Below are 22,152 nucleotides of genomic sequence, written 5' to 3'. Positions count from 1 at the left end.
GAACTCGTTTATCTGGAAAAGTTCAAGACCCGCAAGGAAGCGCAAAGTAAGATTTTTGAATATATCGAGTTTTTCTACAATCGCAAACGAGTCCATTCGGCGATCGGGTATCTCACACCCATTCAATGCGAACAAATGTACGATTGTGTTGCGTAATTTTCTCGATTCCATGTGTCCAATCTATTGACAGAGGTCCAAAGATTTGCTCGGATTCTATATTAGGAGAGGCACAGAGTGAACGAAGGAACTCGAAGTTCAAGTTACCTGTCTTTCTTCTTAACAAACACATAGTAGATGAAGAGAATGAAAAATAACCAAGGAAGAATGAAATTTGTTATCCACTCAAATAATTCTCTCATTTCAGTTTGAGACAAGTTTGAAGTGAACACTATCAGCATGAATAAAATAAAAATCGATATTCCCGTATAGAAAGATACTTTTTTCATATAGGAATCTCCTCGTATAGATTTTTTCGAAAATAGCTAATATATAACGTATCCTCTGCCAAAGTCTTTGATAGAAATTATAATAAAATAAGGTAAACCTACCCATTGATTTTGCGATGTTATTTTCCACATATTCATATGGATTTTCTCAAGCGTAATAACCCCCTAATTCAATATACATAAATTCATTACCGAAAAGAAAGAAGGGATCACATAAGAGATCCCTGTGATGGAAAGCGTTCCGTCACTGTTCAGAGTTACGGAATCGATGGTAGTGGAATTCCAAGTATGACGATAGTATACACGTGCCAAACCGTTGGCATTCGCGAACTTAGAGTCATACTTTAATACAACAGAGCCCGCACCAAAATTGTTTGCAAATTTTTGATATCCATCTGTTCCTAACCCTCCCAATCGGATCGCATCCATACCAACAAGTTGGCCGTTCTGACCACCAGCCATTATCATTGGTGTAATTAAAACCCCCCCAAATTTCCCACCATCCGTTAACCGAATCGTAGGCCCCGAACGGGGTGTTTACTGATACGTCGTTTAGACTCGTTGACATGGTTCCTATCGCAGAGTTTTCCGGTTTGCCTAACTCATAGAAAACCAGATCATGTTCCTTTAAAAAAGAAAAGAAATCAGGGGTATATCTTTCTGCATCCGGTAACGTAGCTATCTTTGCAAAAAAAGCATCGATTTCTTCAGTTCTTGTCTTAGATTCGGCATCAGAGAATGATTTTTTTGTCTTTTTAGTCGAAATCTACGAATTGAGTTGCGTAAGTAGATTCAACCGGGACCTTTGAATTATATGATTTCAGATGGCCATTGGTTGTCGCGATCAACCAATGGAATTATATGGGACCCCACTAAGTGAATTAAAGAAAAAAGAACCGCCTTCATAAGCGGTTTCCTACAGTGTGAGGTGCTTGACATTATGTTTGTTTGAATCAGGGGTACGAATTGTTTGTTACTTTGTGCAAACGGGGATAAAAAGCAAGCTGAGCGGATACCAGAAAACAAGCCGTTCAAGCGCGGCTGGTCTCCAGCACCTATATTTTCCTAGTTCATGTCTGCCCCTGCATACGCCGCTCAAAAATAATCCCGCCGCAGCGTAAAGAGCTCTTTCAGCTCTTCCGTCGACAGTTCGGTGATCCAGCCTTCGGATGCGGAGATGATGTCGTCGCTGAGCCGAAGCTTGTTTTCCAGCATTTCGTCGATCCGCTCCTCCAGCGTGCCGAGCGCGATGAACTTGTGCACCTGCACGTCGCGGGTTTGCCCCATGCGGTAGGCGCGGTCGGTCGCCTGGTTCTCGACGGCCGGGTTCCACCAGCGGTCGAAATGGAACACATGGCTTGCCGCCGTCAGGTTAAGGCCGACGCCGCCCGCCTTGAGCGAAAGGATGAAGACGTGCGGCTGTTCGCCGGGCGGCAGCGAATCGGACTGAAACTGGCCGATCATGCGGTCGCGGGCCGTCTTGGACGTGCTGCCGTTTAAGTAGAGAACGGGTTCCTGAAGCTCCTGCCGAAGCACCTGCTGCAGCAGCTGCCCCATCCCGACATACTGCGTGAAGATCAGGCAGCGGTCGCCTTCTTCCCGCAATTCCTTCACCATCTCGAGCAAACGCTCCAGTTTGGAGGAGCGGGCGACCAAGGCTTCGATGTTTTGCGGTCCGCCGGATGTCCATTCGTCCGCAGACGGTTCCTTGGTCAGCAAAATCGGATGATCGCACACCTGCTTGAGCTGCGTGAGCGCGGCGAGAATCGCTCCCTTGCGTTCGATGCCCTCCAGCGTTTTCATGCGCTCCATCAGCTCGCGGACGATTTGCTCGTAAAGCGCGCTTTGCTCGGCGGTCAGATGGACGTACGTTTTCATTTCGTTTTTCTCGGGCAGATCGAGCCGGATGGCCGGGTCCTTTTTCTTCCGGCGGAGCATGAACGGCTTGACCAGCTTCTGCAAATCCGCCGTGCGACGCGGATCGCGGTCCTTCTCGATCGGGGCGGCGAACCGCTTCTGAAAGGCGCTTGCCGTGCCCAGATAGCCCGGAGACAGGAAATCGTAAATTGACCACAGCTCGGACAGCCGGTTTTCGATGGGCGTGCCGGTCAGCGCGATCCGGTGCCGCGCGGGCAAACGGCGAACTGCGGCCGATTGCTTGGTCTGGGCGTTTTTGATGTTCTGCGCTTCATCCAGGCAAATTACCGCCCATGTCACTTGCTCTAGCGTATTCTGGTCCAGCGCCGCCGTCGCGTAGGAGGTCAGCACCACGTCCGCTTCCAGGGCTTTTGCGCGGAAATCCGCTCCGGCTGGTCGCCTGCTGCCGTAATGGAGCATGACGTTCAGCGACGGGGCGAAGCGGGCAAGCTCCTTCTGCCAGTTGCCGAGCACCGAGGTCGGGCAGACGATCAGCGAAGGCAGCCGGTTGTCGGGCTCCGACTGCTCTTTCAAGTGCAGCAGATAGGCGATCAGCTGAACCGTTTTGCCGAGCCCCATATCGTCCGCCAGGCATGCGCCGAGCCCGAAACGCCCGAGAAAAGCGAGCCACGAATAGCCGTCGCGCTGATAGGCGCGAAGCTCGGCCATTAGCCCCGCGGGCGCGTCCAGCTTCGGCCATTCCGCCTGCTGGCCGATCTGGCCGACGAGCTTCGCAAGATGCCCGTTCAGCTCGACCTCCAGCCGGATGCGCTCCGTCTCCTCCGGCCCGCTTTCCTCCGGGCCGCCGCTTGCCGCCTCGCCGCCGTCCCCGAGCAGATGCAGCTGCAGGACATCCTGAAACGTAAGGCCCTGCGACTTGTCCACTCCCGCCATCAGCTTGCGGATTTGGTCGATCAGCGCGGGATCGAGCGCGATCCACTCGCCCCGGAAGCGGACGAGCCGCTCGTTGCGCGCGACCAGCTCGGCGAATTCGGCCTCGGTCAGTTCCGTTTCGCCGAGCGCGACGCGCCAGTCGAAGTCGAGGATCGCGTCCAGGCCGAACAGCGGCTTGCCGCCGCGGCTTTCCGCGCCGGAGCCGATCCTGGCGCGCAGCCGGGGCTTGCGCCGCCGCGCCGCTTCCCACCAGGCGGGAAGCAGCACCTCCCATCCGGCCTCCAGCAGCCGCTTGCTGTCCGCCGTCAAAAACCGCCACGCCGCCGCATCGTCCAGCGGGGCGCCGAGCACGTCGCCGCCGCCGGCCAGCCGCTCGGCGGGCAGCACGGCGCGCAGCCGCTGCAGCCATCCGGCTGCGCGTTCGCGCGCATGGGCCGACCAGTCGGCCGGCCATGCGCCGAGAAGCTCGCCCCGCTCGGTCAGCCTCACGGGCACGAGCCGGGCGGCCTCGCGCTTGTCCTGCAGCGCGAACCGCAGCCGCCAGGACGGGTCTTCGCCGTCCGGCTCCAGCAATTGCAGCACCGGCCGGAACGGCGCGTCGTCGGGTTTCCATCCGATCGCGATCAGCCAGGCCTGCTCGTCCATGCCGGCTGCAGCGGGGCTGTCCTGCGCGAACAGCAGCGGATAGTCCCGCCGCAGGTCGAGAAGCGCCGCCTCCGTGCCGTAATGCAGATCGGACACGGCAGCCGAGAACGCCGCCCGAAGCCCGGCCATAAAGCCGTCGTCCGCTCCCGCCCGGCCGAGCGCCACGCGCAGCGGCGCGTTCAGCGCATCGTCCGCCCAAATCCACTGTAACGATCCGCTCCGGTAAGCGGCGTAGCTGGGCGCGTATTTCTTTTCCTCCACACACTCAAGCAGCAGCGGAGCGGCAGCGATCAGCGGCCGGGCGGCTTCGCTCCACGTCCACCCGACAAACTCAAGCAGCCTGCAATCCCCGAAAAAGGGGATCACAAACTCGGCCGGCAGCACGATCAGCTCGACGTCCCGCACCTTCCGAAGTTCCAGCTCGGTGCCGTAGAACGAAGCCTCGTGCCACGCGAACAGCCGCTGCTTGATGTAGAGGCCCGACGCGTGGCCGAATTCGTCCAGCGTGCCGTAAATAAGCGCGTCCCCGTGCTCGGTCAGGGTGACGTCGATCGTTAGGTTTGCGATAGGCTTGGCCATGGTCATGAAATCAGCTTTCCTTTCCGCAGCTCCTCTTGCAGCGCGCGAAGGCGGCTGTGCCGTTCAACGAACGCGGAGAAAAACCGCTCCCACCGCGCTTCCCGCTTCAGCTTTTTATACAGTCTGGAGAGCCGCTTCAGCAGTTTCACCGCGGCTTTGTAGCCGTCCCTGTTTTTCAGGAGAACATAGCGTTCGACAGCCTGGTGATAGAAGGGCAGAAGCATCTCCGGCGCCTGCTTCTCCAGCTCCTGCAGTTCCGAGGCGCGATATTCGAGCGGTTCCCGGCCGAGGCTGAGCTGCAAATCCATCCACTCCCGCCACTTGCCGCGGGACCGCAGGTTCTCTTCATATATCCGGCTGGCCGCGGGAAGCGTCAGCTCGAGCATCTCCCACATGCGCGGCTCCGCTTCGGGAACATGCCGGACTGCGGCGTTCCAGAATTCCGAATAACGGTCCGGCACGCCTCTCTGGCGCATGTCCAGCAGCGGTCCCGTTTCGGTCAACCATGCGACCAGACGCGGCCAATCCTGAGCGCGCGACAAGCGCGAGAATAAATCCAACACAGCGTCCGCCGGGAGACTTCCGCTTTCGGAGGCTGTCCGGAGCAGTTGCCAGGATTTGCGATCGTCGGACAGAAAGAAGTACATCCGGCTCTGGGCGACCAGACACAGCATCCGCAGGGGCGCTTCGGTCAGCCCGCTCGCCGCAGCCTCCAGCCGCCGCAGTTCCTCCCGATAAAGATCCTGGTCGCAAAAATGGGGATAAAGCCAGTTCCAGAATAGGAAGTAATAATCGGCAAAATAAGTCCGGACCGGCGATTCCGTCAGCATTTGCCGGCGCAGAAGATCCAACGTTTCCTCCAGGCGCGGCCGAAGCTCCGGCTCGTCCGCCGGGTCCGGCCTTTCTTCGAACAGCCGGACCGCAGCCTGATGCAGCTCGGACGCGGCCAGATGGGTGAAGTAGCCCAGATGCGAAAACAAGTCCGCAAAGGAATTCGCGGGCTGTTTCGCCAACCGTTCGAGGACAAAAAGATAAGCGTTCAACTTGAACAGCCGGTCGCTTCCGAACGGCAGCGGAGGTTTCGCCTGGAAAATGGCCCCTAAGCAGCGTTTTACATAATCGGAATTGCGCGTCATGTCCGCGAAAGGTTGCGTGTTAAGCTCGAACATTTCGCGCCAGACCGCAATATTCGCCTCGTGGATGCGGGCGGCCAGCTCTTTAATCTTGAGCTTGCGGTCGGAATCGAAGCGGGAGACGGCCTTCGCTTCCTGCCGAATCGGCAGGGCGGCCGATCTCGCATTCATGAGCGGATGAACCGGTCTTCCCTGCATGTGCGCGTAAGCGAGCAGCACGGCGGCCATATGCTTGCAGGAACGCTGCACCGGGCAACTGCATCCGCTCGAAGCAATATCATCCAGGCGGATCCCCACACGGTAACGCTTCGTTCCGTCCACTTCGGCTTCGATCCGATCGGGGCCGGCCAGCGCCAGCTTTTTGACCCTTCCTTGCTTAAAATATTGGAACCCGCGGCTGATCGTCACATCTCCAAAATGCTCCGCCATACCCTGAACGAGCATGCTCCATCGGTCGTCGTTCATTGCTTCGCTCGGTGCCAATGCCGATCGCTCCTCACCTTTTGTCGCTCCTATGGATTCTCTTATTATAGCATTTCGGAAGGATCGACGGAGAATGGCGAAAAATGGGCGATAATTGTCCGGAAGTTTGCAGGCGGCGCGGAATTTGCAAGTCCTCGACTAAAAAATCTTTCCAGAATGAAGGAAATGATTCATAATCAGAGGATAGGGAAGCGAAAGTGCTTTCCCTTAACAATAAACTGATTCAAGCGGTTAGACTTGCCATTGCAGATAGTTATCAGTACGATCCTCCGGAGATCAGGATCTCTTATACTGAAAACTTCTTAACCGAGGCGGACTTCTGGGAGATAGCCAAACCTGAACATATCCGAATGTCCGGAGATATCCTTGGATATATAACAACGGATGAGATTAAGCCCTGCAGCAAGGATAATATCCACGACTTCACACTCTACGCACTCTCCAAAAAAGGCAGCTTCGTGCACTTTGATCCATCTGCAGATCGCTATCTTTTCATTAAGTATGATTATCCTCGTTGGGGAGATTATCTTGTATCGGCTATCCTTATTCTAATTGGAGTTATTCTAATCCTTGTTAATACAACCTATTCAATTATTAAAATGAAAAATAAATAACCATATGAATATTTAATGGAGCTGCACACTTACGATTCCGCAGCCCGTTTTTTGAAATATAGATTCTACCGAAGGCCTACGAGGATTGGGCTCGTTTCTTGTATTCTCTGGCCTTGAGGAATGGACATATTCCACTAACTATTCAAAAATATTTTTCGAACATTTCATCCAAATCAAAATGGAGTACATAAGCAAAGATCTATTTAAAGCTACAACGGGAGCTTAAGTAGAGGAATTTTAAAATGTATGATGATGAGACGCACGATAATGAATCGGGATGCCTGCCAGTCGTATTCCGCCTGGATTCTCTTGCTAATACGACAATAGCGATATATCATTCTTACATGTGCAATGTAAATGGATAAAGTTAGGGGGAGTTTGAATTAAGTGGGAAAATCGAAAGAAAAGGAGCTATTAAAAAAAGTAGGGCACGTTTCTTTAGTTTATTCATACTTATCCTGCTTCTACTTCTTCGAATATCCATTTACTTTTTAAATACCTTTCAAGATTGGACCTCAGTCAATAGATTGGACACATAAAATCGAGAAAATTACGCAGCTTGGTAAAACATACGTTCGTATCGATTTGGCGTATAATACCCTATAGCAGAGTCGATTCTTTTCCCATTATAGAAGCACGTGATGTACTCAAAAATCTTCTCCCTGGCTTCTTTCTTTGTTTTGAACTTATGCAGGTAAACGAGTTCTTTTTTCAACATACTATGAAACGACTCAATACAAGCGTTGTCGTAACAATTGCCCTTGCGGCTCATGCTGCTTGTCATGCCGTATCGGCGCAGCCGCTGCTGATCGTCTAAGGACGCATACTGACTGCCGCGATCAGAATGATGCAATACGTTCCCTTTCGGCTTCTGAAGGCGATATGCCTGGTCCAGAGCTTTCAGACAAAGTTCCTTCGTCATCCGTTCGTCCATATGGAAACCGACAATTTTGCGCGTGCAAAGGTCCTCTAGGCTGGCAAGATAGAGCCATCCTTCATCCGTTGGAATATACGTGATATCGGCCATCCAGACCTGATTCGGCTTCTCCGCGGTGAACGCCTGGTTGAGGACGTTTTCCGCAACCGGCATGTTATGTTTTGAGTTTGTCGTGGCCTTATATTTTTTGACGGTACGCGATTTTAATCCAAGCTCTTTCATCATGCGGGCAACGGTTTTCTGGGAGACATGAACGCCTTGATGTTTCAATGCGTTCCAAATCTTCGGGCTACCGTACAACTAACGTTTGTTTTTCGGCTGATCTCGCTCATTCTAAACCCTTCCCATTTTCAAAGGAGGCATTCTCCCTTCGAATTGTAGTTACGTGTTAGCTTACAAGGGTTTGTGACCCCTAGTCAAAAAAAGTTTAGGGTGCAAAGAAAGAGGGCAACGGTAGTAACCGCCACCCTATTGTATTAATTACCAATTGTTACTGTAAACTGAGAGCGTTGTCTTACCGGATCCGTAGGCAAAACCAATATCGACAAAACCGTAGTCCACGCCGTTGCCGCTAACTTGTTCGTAATTCCCGTTTGTAGCACGTACATAATGAACTTGAAGAAGACCGGGGTTATTGCTTCCTGCGGCTGGATAGCCATAGCAATATACATATTGTCCAGCCGCAACGCTTCCCCAATAAGTACCACCAGCGGTATAAATATTCGCCGTACGGCGAACAGGGAAAGAATTATAGGTTCTGCCATCAATCGAAAGCGTACCGTGTTTGTAATCCGGGCCATATGCCGACGTAAAAATGTCGTTCCAAAAATCAGGCGCATCCGAAGTAACAATGCAACCTGTGGTCATAGTTCCCGAAGAATTTTTGAAGTAAATCCAGTTGTAATACCTTTCGCCGCCATTGTCAGCCAAGTAAGTGAAAACTTCATTGTAGTAGATCTTGCCGATTTCCTTCGTGAAATTGTTTGGGTCATTCACCGTCACGTAGCCATTCGTCGTATTGTACTTGTTGATGCAGATTTCGTTTGCCAAGGATACCACCTCAAAGTTTTTAATGTCGAATGGTTCCGTTTCTTTCGTTCCCCCTTCGCACTAACATATGTCGTAAGCGTACGTCAAACCGTGACGGTGAATCTACGATTTGTTTTTCAACCTTTTCGTTGAGCTTCCTCGTTTCTGAAGAGAAAAAACGGGCGGGCTCACGAACATTGGGCCCGTTTCTTGTATTCGCTGGGACTGTAACCCGTATACTGCTTGAATACCTTGCAAAAGTAATGTTGATCGCTGAAGCCCAGCGCTTCGGCGATATCTTTAACCAACATATTTTCGCTGGTGTCCATGATGGCTTTGGCTTCGTCGATTTTAAGCTTATTGAAATATTCGACAGGTGTCATGCCGCGGAATTCTTTTACGATTCGGATAATATACGTCGCGGAATAGTTTAATTCGCGGCACAGGTCTTGCATGCTGACCTGCCGATACAGATTAGCCGCAAAGAAGGCGTCGATGATTTCCATCGTATCCATTTTGGAACCCGGTTTTCGATCCAATTGATCGATGATGGGGGACAGCTTTTTTAAGCATTGATCTCTTAAATCACTGTAAGAGCCGCATTGCGCGATGAGTTCATCAATCGCCTCGGGCTGGACTGATGCTTCGAAAGGTTCCGTAATCGCCGCCAGCAGCGCTCTTATCCTGGATACGGGAACGCGGGCCGTTTCCCAATGCGTGATCAGTTTGTCCAGTTCTTCCCGCAGAGCTTCCTTGCGGCCATGCCGGATCAACGCGTGACATTTCATTTTGGCGAGTTCTTCGAATGAATCGGGTTCAAAGGAACCTGTTTCAGCATGCTGTGTGCTCGGACCTAAGACTTGCGGTTGTCCAAGTTCGATGCATTTGTTCAGATGGCCAGTAAGCGACTGAAAGAGGGATTTTATCCTTCCCGGAGCCGTTTCTGCCGGACTGTAGGCAATATTGACTAACGGGTATATGGCTTTCAGTTTTTGATGGAACGCTTGCATGCGCTCCGCGATCTCCGGTACGTCCTCATTCCATCCGAAGACAATCGCCTTTTCCGCTTCCGCAGGCGTGTCCGTCACGATGCAATTGGCTTCTGGGAACGTCTCTTGGCAAAGGTTGTACAGGACACCTCGATCCACCGTTTGTCCTCCGGTTTTAAAATATCCGTTGCGAACAACCGCGATGCTGTAGGTTTTCCCTTGAATCGGAAGCTCGGACTCGGTGTCCGATCCCATAAAGGACAAGAGTCTTGCGACCCTCTTTTCCAGCTCAACGCGACGCGCGCGTTCCAATTCATTGACCGTCCGCTCCAAGGCAGACGACAATTCCAGGGGATCGAGCGGTTTTAACAGATATTCGCAGACTTCCAATTTGATTGCCTTTCGAGCATACTCGAAATCGTTAAAACCGCTGAGAATAAAAAACTTCACGCCCGGCTGAATTTGTTTGGCTTCCTGGACAAAAGACAGCCCGTCCATTTTGGGCATGCGAATATCGGTGAACACGATATCGACGCGTTCTTGCTTTAGGATCGCAAGCGCTTCCGCGCCATTGTAGGCTACCCTCGTCACGTTCAGCCGGCTGTCTGCCGCTTCGATCTGACGTTTGATATTTCGCACGATCGGTTTGCTGTCTTCGACGACCATGACGTTAAACATCCCAATATTCCCCCGTTTATGGATCTGGATGAATCGAAGCCCGCATACGGATGCAAACCCCGCCTTCTTCGCTTTTGTCCAGTTCAAAGCGAAGCGTTTGCGGATAGAGCATTTTCAAGCGCATGACCGTATTGATGATGCCCAAGCCGCCGATCCCGGACGATTCATTGTAGGCGACGGTGTCGGCGGTAAGGATATCCGCGATTTGCGCCTGAATGGAAGCCAGCTTCTCGGGCGGGATCCCCGCTCCGTTATCTCGGATGATAATCTCCCACTCATGCCCGTCCGCCTTGCAGGAGACGGCAATTTTCCAAGGAGGATCGCAATCATTGAAGGCATGTTTGATCGCATTCTCCACAAAAGGTTGAATGGTGAGCCTGGGCAAGACGACGGCTCGCGCCGTTTCCTGGATGTCAATGCTGAATTCGATGAAATCCTCGTACTTGTACTCGATAAGAGCCATGTAGTTTAACGTATAGTCCATTTCTTCCGCAAGCGTAACGTTTCGGGAGGGAGATTCCGCCATGTACCTCAACATATCTGAGAGGCTTTTGCACATGGAGATCACGTCTTGCTTACGGTCTTCTTCGGCAGATATGCTGATCAGATACAAGATGTTATGAATAAAGTGAGGCGCGATCTGGGCTTGCAGGGCAGAGAATCTTGCCTTCATCTCTTCCTTGCTTGCCGCCAGCTCCCGCTCCATTGAATATCGCAATCGCTCCATCATTTGCTGAAAAGCTTCGTTCAGCAGATTGATTTCGTTGCTGGGCGATTTCCTGTTTGTAAAAAGCGAGAAGTTATCGAAATCCACCTTAAGGATATTCGATCTGAGTTTACGAATCGGTTCCGTCATCCGCTTGGTGACTAAATAGATGGTGAGAATGGAGACCGCGCAAACGGCCAAAATAGTGAAAAGGGTTGTGTTCTGAAGCGAATAGAGCGGCCTGAATACCGCCTCGTTGGCATGCTTTACGATCGTCGTCAATCCGCTCTCGCTCGAGGTATACGATGTATAAAAGTAATTGCCCTTCCTTATGCCCGCTCCGCCTTTATTCATGACCTCGCGGATCATCTTGGCCGTGTCACGGTCAATCTTCTCGGCCGGATAGACGATTTGGCCATTCCGATCGATGATATACACGCTGCCGGAATTGCCCAGATTGGCAATCTTGTTCAGAATGGCGTAATCCTGTTGAATTTCGATATAGCCGAGCACATAGCCGGATATTTCCGAGAACGCGCGAATCACGCTAATCGAGGGCTGGTCCGGGTTATCGGTCGTATTGGCATTGCGATAGTAAAAGACGGCTCGGCCGGCAATCCGGTTCTTGTAAGCGGGATCGTTATAAATCGTTTCAAAATTCGACTCGAGCGGCAACGCGCCGTATGCAAATTTAAACCGATTTTGTCGTCCGTAAATATAGACTCTTGACTTGCTCAGCTCGGAATAATTCAGCAAATAAGAAGAGTAGCTTTCGAAGCTGCGGTCGAAAAACAGGTTCTCGTACTGGGTCAGCTCGTGGGTAAGCCTGTCCAGTTCCCGCATATCGCTCATAAGATTCTGGTTTCCGACGGAGTTTTTGGACAGTTGATTCAAGTCGTTGAAGTAAAGATCGACCTGCTCCGAGAGCTTGATGTTCAATTGCCGTGAATTGCTGATCATGACCTGCTCATAGGCGTTCAGTACATATTGGTTGATAAACCAATACATCATAAAGATAATCAGCAGAATGACGGCGGAGAAGACCATCGTAAAGCCCGTCTGCATTTTGATTTTCGTGAACATCGGGAATCCCTGCCCTGAGTTTGAAACCGTTTGCTAAGCATCAGCATAACTTACTTCCCTTTATCGGACAATCCCTCAACTTTTACCGTGCTCCCGGAGTTAAAAATAATACAAATGAATTGTGCAATTGCTTACATTGGATTGCCGTGTACCACTCGGTATGATGTTCATGCAAGTATGTTTGCGCTTACAACAAAGAGAGGGGATGAGAGAATGAACGGTTGGAAACGAGCGGCCCGCCAGACCGCGATTGGGTTGGCTACGCTTGCATTGCTGGCTGGCTGCGCAAGCAATGCTTCGACGAATGGCGGCGCGAATCCGGCAGAGGGTGGCTCGAAGAATGAGGGTGCCCAAGGCGAAAAGGTAACCATCACGATGGAAGCTGGACAAGCGATGAAGGAAAACTATCCGTACGCATTTAACCAAGCCAATCTTGACGAATTCGAGAAACAAACCGGGATCAAAGTCGATGTCGTGATCGATCCGGATAACCAAGTCAAGAATGTGCTTCAGACCAAGCTGACGACCGGCGAGACCCCGGACTTGATCGTCTATAACAAAGTGTCGGCCGAGAACGAGTTGAATTCGAGTCAGAACATGCTGGACCTGAGCAACGAGCCTTGGGTGGATCGGCTTTCCAACCCGGACATGCTAAAAGCGCCGGACGGGAAAATATACGGTTTCGTCATGCAAAGTCCTTTGGATGCGCTAGCGGTTGTTTACAACAAGGCGATCTTCAGAGAGATGGGACTTTCCGTTCCGAAGAGCTACGACGAGTTCCTGGCTGTCTGCGATGCGATCAAGAAAGCCGGAATTACGCCGATTTTCGGCCCGTTTAAGGATCAATGGACGTTCCAAATCTGGCCCTCCGGAGCGTTCGGCTACGTGGCGGAAGTCGAAAAGCCGGGTCTTTGGGATCAAATCAACAGCGGCAAACTGAAATTCGCTGACGTTCCGGAGTTCGAAGACATCCTGTCCAAAGGGCTGCAGCTTATCGAAAAGGGGTATATCCCCAAGTCCGCCCTCTCGGACGATTACAACATGGCGCCTGACGTATTCAGCAAGAAAAAAGCTGCGATGATGATCATGGGGGATTGGTTCATTACGGATATGGCAACCAAGGATCCTTCCTTGGAACTCGGCCTTTTCCCGATTCCCGCGTTTAACGGCAAGGAATTGATGATCTCGCAATCGCAGATCGGCGGCATGGTCCATATCCCGAAAAATGCGAAGCATCCGGAAGAAGCGAAGAAGTTCATCGATTTCATTTCGCAGAAGGAGCAGATGGACCGCGCGCAAGCCGAACAGCCGTTTATGCCTTCCGTCAAAGACGCATCCGAGCCGAAACTGACTCCGTTGCAACAAGAAATTTACGATACTTACATCAAAACGAATAAAGCGACGGTCGAAATGAATGCGTTCATGAAAGTCGATCTGACCGAGCTTTGGAAATATTACCAGGACATGATCGCAGGCGGAAAAACGCCGAAAGAAGTTCTGCAGGCATGGGACCAAAAATTTGCCGAACTCATGAGAGCCGCCAAGCAACCGGGATTCTAACGCCCAAGACTGCGGCAACCTCTCGCTTGAGCCCGCGGCGCTCCGCGGGCTTGAGCGATTGATTAATGAAGAGAGGGGAACATCAGCCATGAAAAACGGCATCAGGTTGTATTCCTACCGGCTGGTCATCCCGGCGCTGATCCTTTACTGCGTGTTTTTCATCTTGCCGACGATAACGGGCTTGTATTATTCGTTTACGGATTGGTCGCCGATGAACGACGCGATTTTGTTCAATGGATTGGATAACTTCCGATACATCTTCCAGAACGAAGTCACTCGGCTAGCCATTAAAAATACGCTCATCTACGCCGTTATCGTCGTTATCTTCAAAAACGCGCTCGGTTTGTTGCTTGCGGTTGCCCTGAATGCGGGGCTGAAAACGAGGAACCTGCTTCGGGCGGTCTTTTTCGCTCCGTCCATCGTTTCCACAATTGTCATCGGTTTGGTCTTTATTCCGATTCTTCATCCCGAGGGGCTTTTGAATCGGCTGCTTGCCGGCATCGGTTTGGAATCGCTCGGACAATATTGGCTTTCCGATGCGAAAATCGTCATCTTTACCATCGCCGGCGTGTCTATTTGGCAATGGGCCGGATATCACATGGTAATCTATCTGGCGGGGCTTCAAGGGATATCGAACGATTATTACGAGGCGGCCAAAATCGACGGGGCAAACGGATTTAAACGTTTTATACACATCACGATTCCGTTATTGTCAGCTTCCCTAAATATTAACCTGATCTTGAGTCTCATCGGAGGGATTCGCGTCTTCAGCGAAGTTTATGCCCTGACCAACGGCGGACCGGGCAATGCCTCGCAAGTATTGTCGACGTTCATTCTCGTTTTGTTCGGCGAAGGCCGCTGGGGTCTCGGAACGGCTTTGAATACTGTGTTGTTCGTTTTTGTCGCCATCGTGGCCATTCCGCTCCTCCACAAGATGCGCAAACAGGAGGTGGAGGTATGACCGGCATTCGGAGAAAGCTTCCTTTGGTATTGCTTGAAGCATTTCTGCTGCTGCTGTCTCTGGTTGTCATTGTCCCGTTTCTCATTATGATATTCGGATCGTTCAAATCCAGTCTGGAAGCAACCTCGTTCGATCTTTCGCTGCCTTCCGTTTGGATGTGGCAAAATTACAGACAGGTCATGGTAGAAGGAAAGATGGTGCATTCGTTCCTGAACGGAATGCTGATTACAGGAGCAGCCGTGATTCTGAATATTCTGGTGACGTCGATGGCTTCTTTCGTCATTGCCCGCAAAAGAACGGCAGTCTCGGAATTTCTCTATTATTTCTTCTTTATCGGGATGATCGCGCCCATGCAGTTGATTCCCACGATTCGCCTGTTCAAGGAATTGAATCTTTATGGGACTTACTTAAGCGTGATTTTAATCTACTGTACGATAAATATGGCGTTCAGCATTTTTTTGTACACGGGGTTCATTCGGACGACGATTCCCCAAGCGCTGGATGAGGTGGCCATGCTGGAGGGCGCTTCGCTTATGCGCATCTTTTTTACCATCGTCTTTCCTCTGATCAAACCGATCAATATCACGATTCTGATTATCGTGTTTATGAACATTTGGAATGACATAAATATTCCGATCTTTTTCCTGAGCGATCCGGACAAATGGACGATGCCTTTGTCTGTGTACCAGTTCTTCGGCATGTACAGCGGCAGCAATTGGAACCTCGTATTTGCCAATCTGGTGTTGACCGCGCTGCCTGTGATTCTGCTTTATCTGTTTTGCCAACGGTTTATCGTATCCGGTCTGACGACGGGGGCCGTAAAGTAATCGATCCGGGGAGAGATGATGATGAGCGGTACGAAATTGCGTTTCCGACAAATTCATTTGGATTTTCATACAAGCCCTGATATAGAAGGCGTGGCCAGCGAGTTCGATCCGGAATTGTTTGCGAAAACCTTGGAAGAAGCGCGGGTCAATTCCGTGACCTGTTTTGCCCGCTGTCATCACGGTTTGATTTATTACGATTCCGTGCTTCACCCGGAACGGGTACATCCCCATTTGGTACGGCGCAACTTGCTGCAGGAACAAATCGACGCCTGCCACCGGCGCGGCATCCGCGTGCCGATCTATATTACGGTACAATGGGATCATTACTCGGCCATGGAGCATCCGGAATGGCTTTCCGTTTCCGAGGACGGCGCGATTCTTGCCGGTCCCGAGGAAATCATCCAAAAACCGTTTAATCCCGGATTTTACCACGTATTATGTCTAAACTCGCCTTACCGGGATTTCTTGTTCGCGCATACGGGCGAAGTTCTGGAACGTTTCCACCCCGTCGACGGACTCTTCTTCGATATTTTGTTTCCCGTAAGCTGCGCATGCAATCATTGCAAGCGGGCCATGCTCGAAAGAGGCATGAACCCTCATCTGGATGCGGATCGCATGAAATTTTCGCAAATGACGATCAATGAATTCAAACGGGAAATGAGCGCTTTCGTCCGTTCGCGCAATCCCGAGGCAACGATCTTTTACAACCGCGGACATATCGGAACGCCGCACCGGGAAGTGAAGGATGCCTACAGCCATTTTGAACTGGAGTCGCTGCCAAGCGGACATTGGGGGTATCTCCATTTCCCCGCAACCGTCCGTTACGCGCGCCGTTTGGGGCTCGATTGCTTGGCGCAGACCGGCAAGTTCCACACGATGTGGGGAGATTTTCACTCCTTCAAGAACAAGGCGGCCCTTGAATTCGAAACCTTCAACATGCTTGCGCTCGGCGCAAAATGCATGATCGGGGATCAACTGGAGCCGAAGGGAAAGCTATCGCAGCCGGTATACGATCTCATTGGGGCGGTTTACAAAGAAGTGGAGAGAAAGGAGCCATGGTGCATCGATGCGGATCCGATCGTCGAGATCGGCGTGTTCACTCCCGAGGAGTTTATGGGAGCAGGGGGAGGCGAATTGCCCGAAGCGCTGCGGGGGGCTGTCCGCATGCTTCAGGAAAGCGCCCATCAGTTCGACGTCATCGATTCCGCCAGCGATTTGTCCAAATACCGCGTCGTCATTCTTCCGGACAACATTCCGGTAGACGAATCTTTTGCCGGCAAACTGGAGGCATACGCCAAAACAGGCGGAGGTATCATTGCTTCCTTCGAGTCGGGCATGAATGCCGAGAAAACCGAGTACCGGCTTCCCGGGGTCGAGATCCGATTGCTTGCCGAACAGACGAAAGACATCTATGGCGAATTGGTTCGGGGAAAACATTACCGCCGGTTCGATTATGCGGATTATGTGCTTCCATCGGGAGAAATCGGCAAAGGCCTGCCCGAGACAGAGCATGTCATGTACAGCAAAGGAGTCGAAGTCACGGCAGGCGCGGGAACCGAGGTTCTCGCGAAGACGGTCAAGCCGTACTTTAACCGGACATACCGGCAGTTCTGCTCCCACCGTCAAGCGCCGTCATCCGGAGAATTCGGATCGGATGCGATCTTGCGCGGAGGGAACACGATATTTTTCGCGCATCCCGTTTTCTCGCAATATAATCGCAACGCGCCTCGTTGGTGCAAGCAACTCGTAAACAACGCGCTCGAGATGCTTCTTGGGAAAGCCATGATCACGCACGACGGTCCTTCGACATTGCTTGTCACGCTCAACCGGCAGCATCATGAGAAAAGAAGCGTTCTTCATTTGCTGCATTACATTCCCGAGAGACGCAGCGTCGATATCGATATTATCGAAGATGTCATTCCGTTATACAATGTCTCGTTCTCGATCGAGGCGAGAGGTGCCGTTCGTCGCGTCGCATGCGTTCCCGACGGTGCCGAATTGCCGTTCGAGGTCAGGGATGGGCGCGTGAATTTCAGCGTTCCCAAGATCAGCGGTCATCAGATGGTGGTCATTGAATAACTTGTCTCGGATGGAACGCATAAAGAGCTCTTTCGCATGAAAGGGCTCTTTTCGCTTTGGGGACGTTTCCGGATCGCCCGATCATGTCATGCGTGAAATAAATGCCTTTATAGCCATTGCAACGGCATTTTCTGCGGGAGCCGCCACAGCCGTTTGCGAAACGGGCTGGGAACAGGATTTTTCTAGATTAAATGTAAGTAAGTGTAATAAACCGCACAAAGAAGATAGGAATGCGCCTCGTCAATCGAAGGCCACGAATTTATATTGAAATCAGCTAGGCATTCTGCTTCTCGGGGGCTGCCTGAGCGGGAGAACCGAAGGAGGTGGGGAAGCGGAAATATCGTTTTGAATGCGCTTGAAAGCGCATTCAACCAAAAAACGGAAGCCAGATGGACAAGTTTCGGCCGGGCAGTGATTTTACAAAAGAGGAGGTTCGTTATGTTAGCGACAAGGCCTCATTCCGCAGGAAAGAGAGTCGCGCTTTATTTTCTGGCATTAACTTTAATATTGACGCAGTTAACGATTCTCCCTTCGGTCAGTTCGGCGGCGGTGAATTTGGCGGCTGGAAAGGCAATAACAGCCAGCTCTGTCCAGTCGCCATACGTTGCGTCCAATGCCAACGATAACAATCAGGCTACGTACTGGGAAAGCGCCAACAGCGCATTTCCCCAATGGATTCGCGTCGACCTGGGCAGCTCCGCGACGATCGAGCAGGTCGTGCTGAAGCTGCCTGCAGGTTGGGAAGCGCGGACCCAGACGCTGTCGGTTCAAGGCAGTGCGGACGATACGACTTATACCACGCTGGCCGCTTCGGCCAATTATTCGTTTAATCCGGCGAGCGGCAACATGGTCACCATCGGCTTGACGAACGCGACGGCACGGTACGTCAAGCTGGTCTTTACCGCCAACACCGGCTGGTCGGCCGGGCAATTGTCCGAATTCGAAGTATACGGCACGAGCACGCCTCCGCCTCAGACGCCGGAAGGCACTTATGAAGCGGAAACCGCCGTCTTGTCGGGAGGGGCTAAAGTCAACACGGACCATGCCGGCTATACGGGAACGGGCTTCGTTGACGGGTATTGGATTCAGGGAGCCTCCACCGCGTTTTCGGTTCAAGCGGCTTCTGCGGGCAACTACGATGTAACGCTTCGTTACGGCAACGCTTCGGGCAGCGCCAAGACCGTGAGCATCTATGTCAACGGCGTGAAAATCAAGCAGACGACGCTGCCGAACCTGGCGAACTGGGATACCTGGTCCACGAAGACGGAGACGCTGGCCTTGGCCGCCGGCAGCAATACGATCGCGTATAAATACGATGCCGGGGACAGCGGCAATATCAATCTGGACAACATTTCCGTCGCCCCGGGCAGTCCGGACCCGACAACGCCGCCCGATCCGGAGCCTCCGACGGGCACGAACCTGGCGCTGAACAAGCCGATCAGCGCTTCGTCTACGATCCATACGTTTGTGGCGGCGAACGCAAATGACGGCAACGTGACGACGTATTGGGAAGCCAATGCGAACAGCTACCCGAATACGTTGACCGTCGATCTCGGAGCCAATGCGGATCTTACCTCGATTGTGCTTAAGCTGAACCCCGACAGCATTTGGGCGACGCGAACACAGACGATTCAGGTGCTGAGCCGGGATCAGAATGCCACCGCCTTTTCCGAGTTGGTGCCGTCTTCCGCCTATACGTTTAATCCCGCGACGGGCAACTTCGTGACGATTCCGGTCCATGCCACGGCCAGCGACGTTCAATTGAAGATAACGTCCAACACCGGCTCCACGGGCGGGCAAATCGCTGAAATCGAAGTGTACGGATCTCCCGCTCCGAACCCGGATCTGACGATCACGGGCCTGTCGTGGTCCCCGTCCGCTCCCGTAGAGACGGATGCCATCACGCTGACTTCGACGGTCAAAAATATCGGAACGGCGCCTTCCGCTCCTTCGACGGTTAACTTCTACCTGGGCGACGCATTGGCGGGAACGGCAAATGTCAGCGCGCTTGCGGCGGGAGCGTCGGGCAACGTCACCGTAAACATCGGTGCCAAAGATGCGGGCACATATGCGCTTTCGTCCAAGGTCGACGAAGCCAATGCCGTAATCGAGTTGAATGAGAACAACAATGCCTTTACGAATCCATCTCCGCTCACCATCAGCCCCGTCTCCAGTTCGGATCTGATCGCATCGGCGGTTAGCTGGACGCCGAGCAATCCGGCGGCTGGAAATAACGTCAGCTTTTCGGTCACCATCAAAAATCAGGGCACATCGTCCTCCGCCTCCGGAGCGCACGGAATTACGCTGACGATTACGGACGCTACGACGAGTTCCGTAGTCAAAACGCTCACCGGCTCTTATAACGGCGTCATTGCTAGCGGTGCCACGACAAGTCCGGTCAACCTGGGGACATGGACGGCGGCCAACGGGAAATACAACGTCAACGTGCAGCTTGCCGCCGACGCCAACGAACTGCCGATGAAACAGGGCAACAACGTTTCCACGCTTCCGTTGTTTGTCGGACGCGGCGCCAATATGCCGTACGATATGTATGAGGCCGAAGACGGAAGGATCGGAGGCGGGGCGGCTATTGTCGGTCCGAATCGGACGATCGGCGATCTGGCCGGGGAAGCTTCGGGCCGCAAAGCGGTAACGCTGAACACGAACGGAAGCTACGTCGAGTTCACGACCAAAGCGAGCACGAATACCCTTGTCGTGCGCTTCTCCATTCCGGATTCCCCGTCCGGCGATGGAATCAATTCCACGTTGAACGTATATGTCAACGGATCGTTTGCCAAGGCGATTCCGTTAACGTCCAAGTATGCGTGGCTCTATGGTTCGGAATCGTCGCCCGGCAACAGCCCGGGGGCCGGCTCGCCGCGTCATATTTACGATGAAGCCAATATGATGTTCGACACGACGATTCCGGCGGGCAGCACGATCCGGCTGCAGAAGGACCCCGCCAACTCGACGACGTATGCCATCGACTTTATCAATCTGGAACAGGTCGCCCCGATCGCCAACCCCGATCCGGCCAAGTATGTCGTGCCGGCAGGCTTTACGCATCAAGACGTGCAGAACGCCCTCGACCGGGTTCGCATGGATACGACCAGCACGCTGGTCGGCGTCTATTTGCCTGCGGGAACGTACCAGACGTCAAGCAAGTTCCAGGTATACGGCAAACCCGTTAAAGTCGTAGGCGCCGGTCCGTGGTACACGCGGTTTGTCGCGCCATCCAACCAAACGAACACCGATATCGGGTTCAACGTCAGTTCGACGGCCAACGGATCGACCTTCGCCCATTTTGCTTACTTTGGCAACTATACATCCCGCATCGACGGGCCCGGAAAAGTGTTCGACTTCTCCAACGTATCCAATATGACGATCGACGACATTTGGGTGGAGCATCAGGTCTGCATGTATTGGGGAGCGAACACCGATTACATCACGATCAAAAATTCGCGCATCCGCAATCTGTTTGCCGACGGCATCAACATGACGAACGGCAGCACGAATAACCTCGTAAGCAATATCGAGGCCCGCGCCACCGGCGATGACAGCTTTGCGCTGTTTTCGGCCACGGATGCCGGCGGAACGGACAACAAGGACAATATTTATGAAAACTTGACGTCCATCCTTACCTGGCGCGCGGCGGGCGTGGCGGTGTACGGCGGCTACGCGAACACGTTCCGCAACATCTATATCGCCGATACGCTCTGCTACTCGGGCGTTACGATCAGCTCGCTCGACTTCGGCTATCCGATGAACGGCTTCGGCGCTTCGCCGCCGACGAAGTTTGAAAACATCTCGATCGTCCGGGCCGGTGGACATTTCTGGGGCGCGCAGACCTTCCCGGCGATGTGGCTGTTCTCGGCGTCGAAGGTATTTCAGGGCATACGGGTCAACGATGTGGACATTATCGATCCGACGTACCACGGCATCATGTTCCAGACCAATTATGTCGGCTCCGCTCCGCAAAATCCGATTACGGACACGATCTTTACCAATATCACGATATCGGGAGCGAAGAAAAGCGGCGACGCTTTTGACGCCAAATCCGGCTTTGGCATCTGGGCCAACGAAATGCCGGAACCTGGTCAAGGCCCTGCGGTCGGCTCCGTCACGTTCAACAATTTGAAACTGATCAACAACGCGATGGACATCCGGAATATAACGTCGACGTTTACGATCAACATTAATCCTTGACGAAGACCGGGTAGGCAAAGCTCGCGAACCGATGAAAGCGGGCCTCTGACATGGCGCAACCTTGCGGCAAAAAGCTTTTTTTGCCGCAAGGTTTTTTGGTACGCCCAGCATGGACGTCATCTTTAGGGTGAAAGTCCTGAGCGGGGGCTGGCGAGCGCCTACCGTAGTCAAGGGCAAGGGTGTCCGTCGTGAGGCGGAATCTGAAGGAAGCCGGAGGCAAATGCACGGGCCAAGGTACACGAACCCAATTGGAGGCAGGGTTAGTCGGATGAGTTGCCCAAACACAACGAAATCCAAAGCCGCCAAGGGCTAGTCCTGTAGACTTGGGTGGTCGCGGGCAGACAGATGACGTTCTTATCTGGGGAGGCCTGCGGAATATGCGAAGT

General features: G+C 52.5%; 12 protein-coding genes and 1 pseudogene. 7 read left to right on the top strand and 6 right to left on the bottom strand.

Going from position 1 to position 22,152, the window contains the following annotated elements; translation table 11 throughout:
- Positions 1-156, top strand: a 156-nt coding sequence (locus F560_RS23805; RefSeq protein ID WP_019007531.1) for an IS3 family transposase, incomplete at its 5' end; no start/stop codon positions are given.
- A 1,385-nt stretch (positions 157-1,541) separates the two neighbouring features.
- Here the strand turns inward: F560_RS23805 and F560_RS0120020 are convergent.
- Together F560_RS0120020 and F560_RS0120015 are read right to left on the bottom strand one after the other, a co-directional pair.
- The gene (locus F560_RS0120020) at positions 1,542-4,481 is read right to left on the bottom strand and encodes a DEAD/DEAH box helicase (RefSeq protein WP_026298424.1); all 2,940 of its coding nucleotides are present in this window, start codon (positions 4,479-4,481) and stop codon (positions 1,542-1,544) included.
- A gap of 2 nt (positions 4,482-4,483) precedes the next feature.
- A complete protein-coding gene (locus tag F560_RS0120015; protein WP_019007528.1) occupies positions 4,484-6,097 on the bottom strand; it encodes an SWIM zinc finger family protein in 1,614 nt (537 codons plus the stop codon).
- A gap of 197 nt (positions 6,098-6,294) precedes the next feature.
- On the opposite strand from F560_RS0120015, the gene F560_RS0120010 reads away from it, so the two are divergent.
- On the top strand, positions 6,295-6,711 hold the full coding sequence (locus tag F560_RS0120010) for a hypothetical protein (protein ID WP_019007527.1): 417 nt from the start codon (positions 6,295-6,297) through the stop codon (positions 6,709-6,711).
- A gap of 550 nt (positions 6,712-7,261) precedes the next feature.
- Here F560_RS0120010 and F560_RS24300 read toward each other — a convergent pair.
- From F560_RS24300 to F560_RS0119990, 4 genes and pseudogenes are all read right to left on the bottom strand, one after another.
- Positions 7,262-7,945 (bottom strand): annotated as a pseudogene (locus F560_RS24300) (IS3 family transposase); the annotation flags it as partial.
- A 183-nt stretch (positions 7,946-8,128) separates the two neighbouring features.
- Positions 8,129-8,698 carry a hypothetical protein gene (locus tag F560_RS25720; RefSeq protein ID WP_156829066.1) on the bottom strand — a complete coding sequence of 190 codons (570 nt, stop codon included), beginning with the start codon at positions 8,696-8,698 and terminating at the stop codon, positions 8,129-8,131.
- A 167-nt stretch (positions 8,699-8,865) separates the two neighbouring features.
- Complete coding sequence (locus F560_RS0119995; protein WP_019007524.1) at positions 8,866-10,344, bottom strand: response regulator transcription factor; 1,479 nt, start codon at positions 10,342-10,344, stop codon at positions 8,866-8,868.
- Positions 10,345-10,360: 16 nt separating this feature from the next.
- Complete coding sequence (locus tag F560_RS0119990; protein WP_019007523.1) at positions 10,361-12,133, bottom strand: sensor histidine kinase; 1,773 nt, start codon at positions 12,131-12,133, stop codon at positions 10,361-10,363.
- Between the two features lie 213 nt (positions 12,134-12,346).
- On the opposite strand from F560_RS0119990, the gene F560_RS0119985 reads away from it, so the two are divergent.
- From F560_RS0119985 to F560_RS0119965, 5 genes are all read left to right on the top strand, one after another.
- Positions 12,347-13,693, top strand: coding sequence for an ABC transporter substrate-binding protein (locus F560_RS0119985; RefSeq protein ID WP_019007522.1), 1,347 nt, complete (start codon positions 12,347-12,349; stop codon positions 13,691-13,693).
- 88 nt (positions 13,694-13,781) lie between these two features.
- Entirely contained in the window at positions 13,782-14,654 is an 873-nt protein-coding gene (locus tag F560_RS0119980) for a carbohydrate ABC transporter permease (RefSeq protein ID WP_019007521.1), read from the top strand.
- On the top strand, positions 14,651-15,481 hold the full coding sequence (locus tag F560_RS0119975) for a carbohydrate ABC transporter permease (protein ID WP_019007520.1): 831 nt from the start codon (positions 14,651-14,653) through the stop codon (positions 15,479-15,481). The genes F560_RS0119980 and F560_RS0119975 overlap by 4 nt, the downstream gene beginning before the upstream one ends.
- Positions 15,482-15,502: 21 nt before the next feature.
- The gene (locus F560_RS0119970) at positions 15,503-17,560 is read left to right on the top strand and encodes an alpha-amylase family protein (protein ID WP_019007519.1); all 2,058 of its coding nucleotides are present in this window, start codon (positions 15,503-15,505) and stop codon (positions 17,558-17,560) included.
- Between the two features lie 438 nt (positions 17,561-17,998).
- Complete coding sequence (locus F560_RS0119965) at positions 17,999-21,766, top strand: galactose-binding domain-containing protein (RefSeq protein ID WP_019007518.1); 3,768 nt, start codon at positions 17,999-18,001, stop codon at positions 21,764-21,766.
- Positions 21,767-22,152: the final 386 nt, after the last annotated feature.

This window comes from Cohnella laeviribosi DSM 21336 (assembly GCF_000378425.1).
GTDB lineage: Bacteria > Bacillota > Bacilli > Paenibacillales > Paenibacillaceae > Cohnella > Cohnella laeviribosi.
Note: the sequence above shows the minus strand (reverse complement) of the source record. Positions and strands in the feature narration are given on the sequence as shown.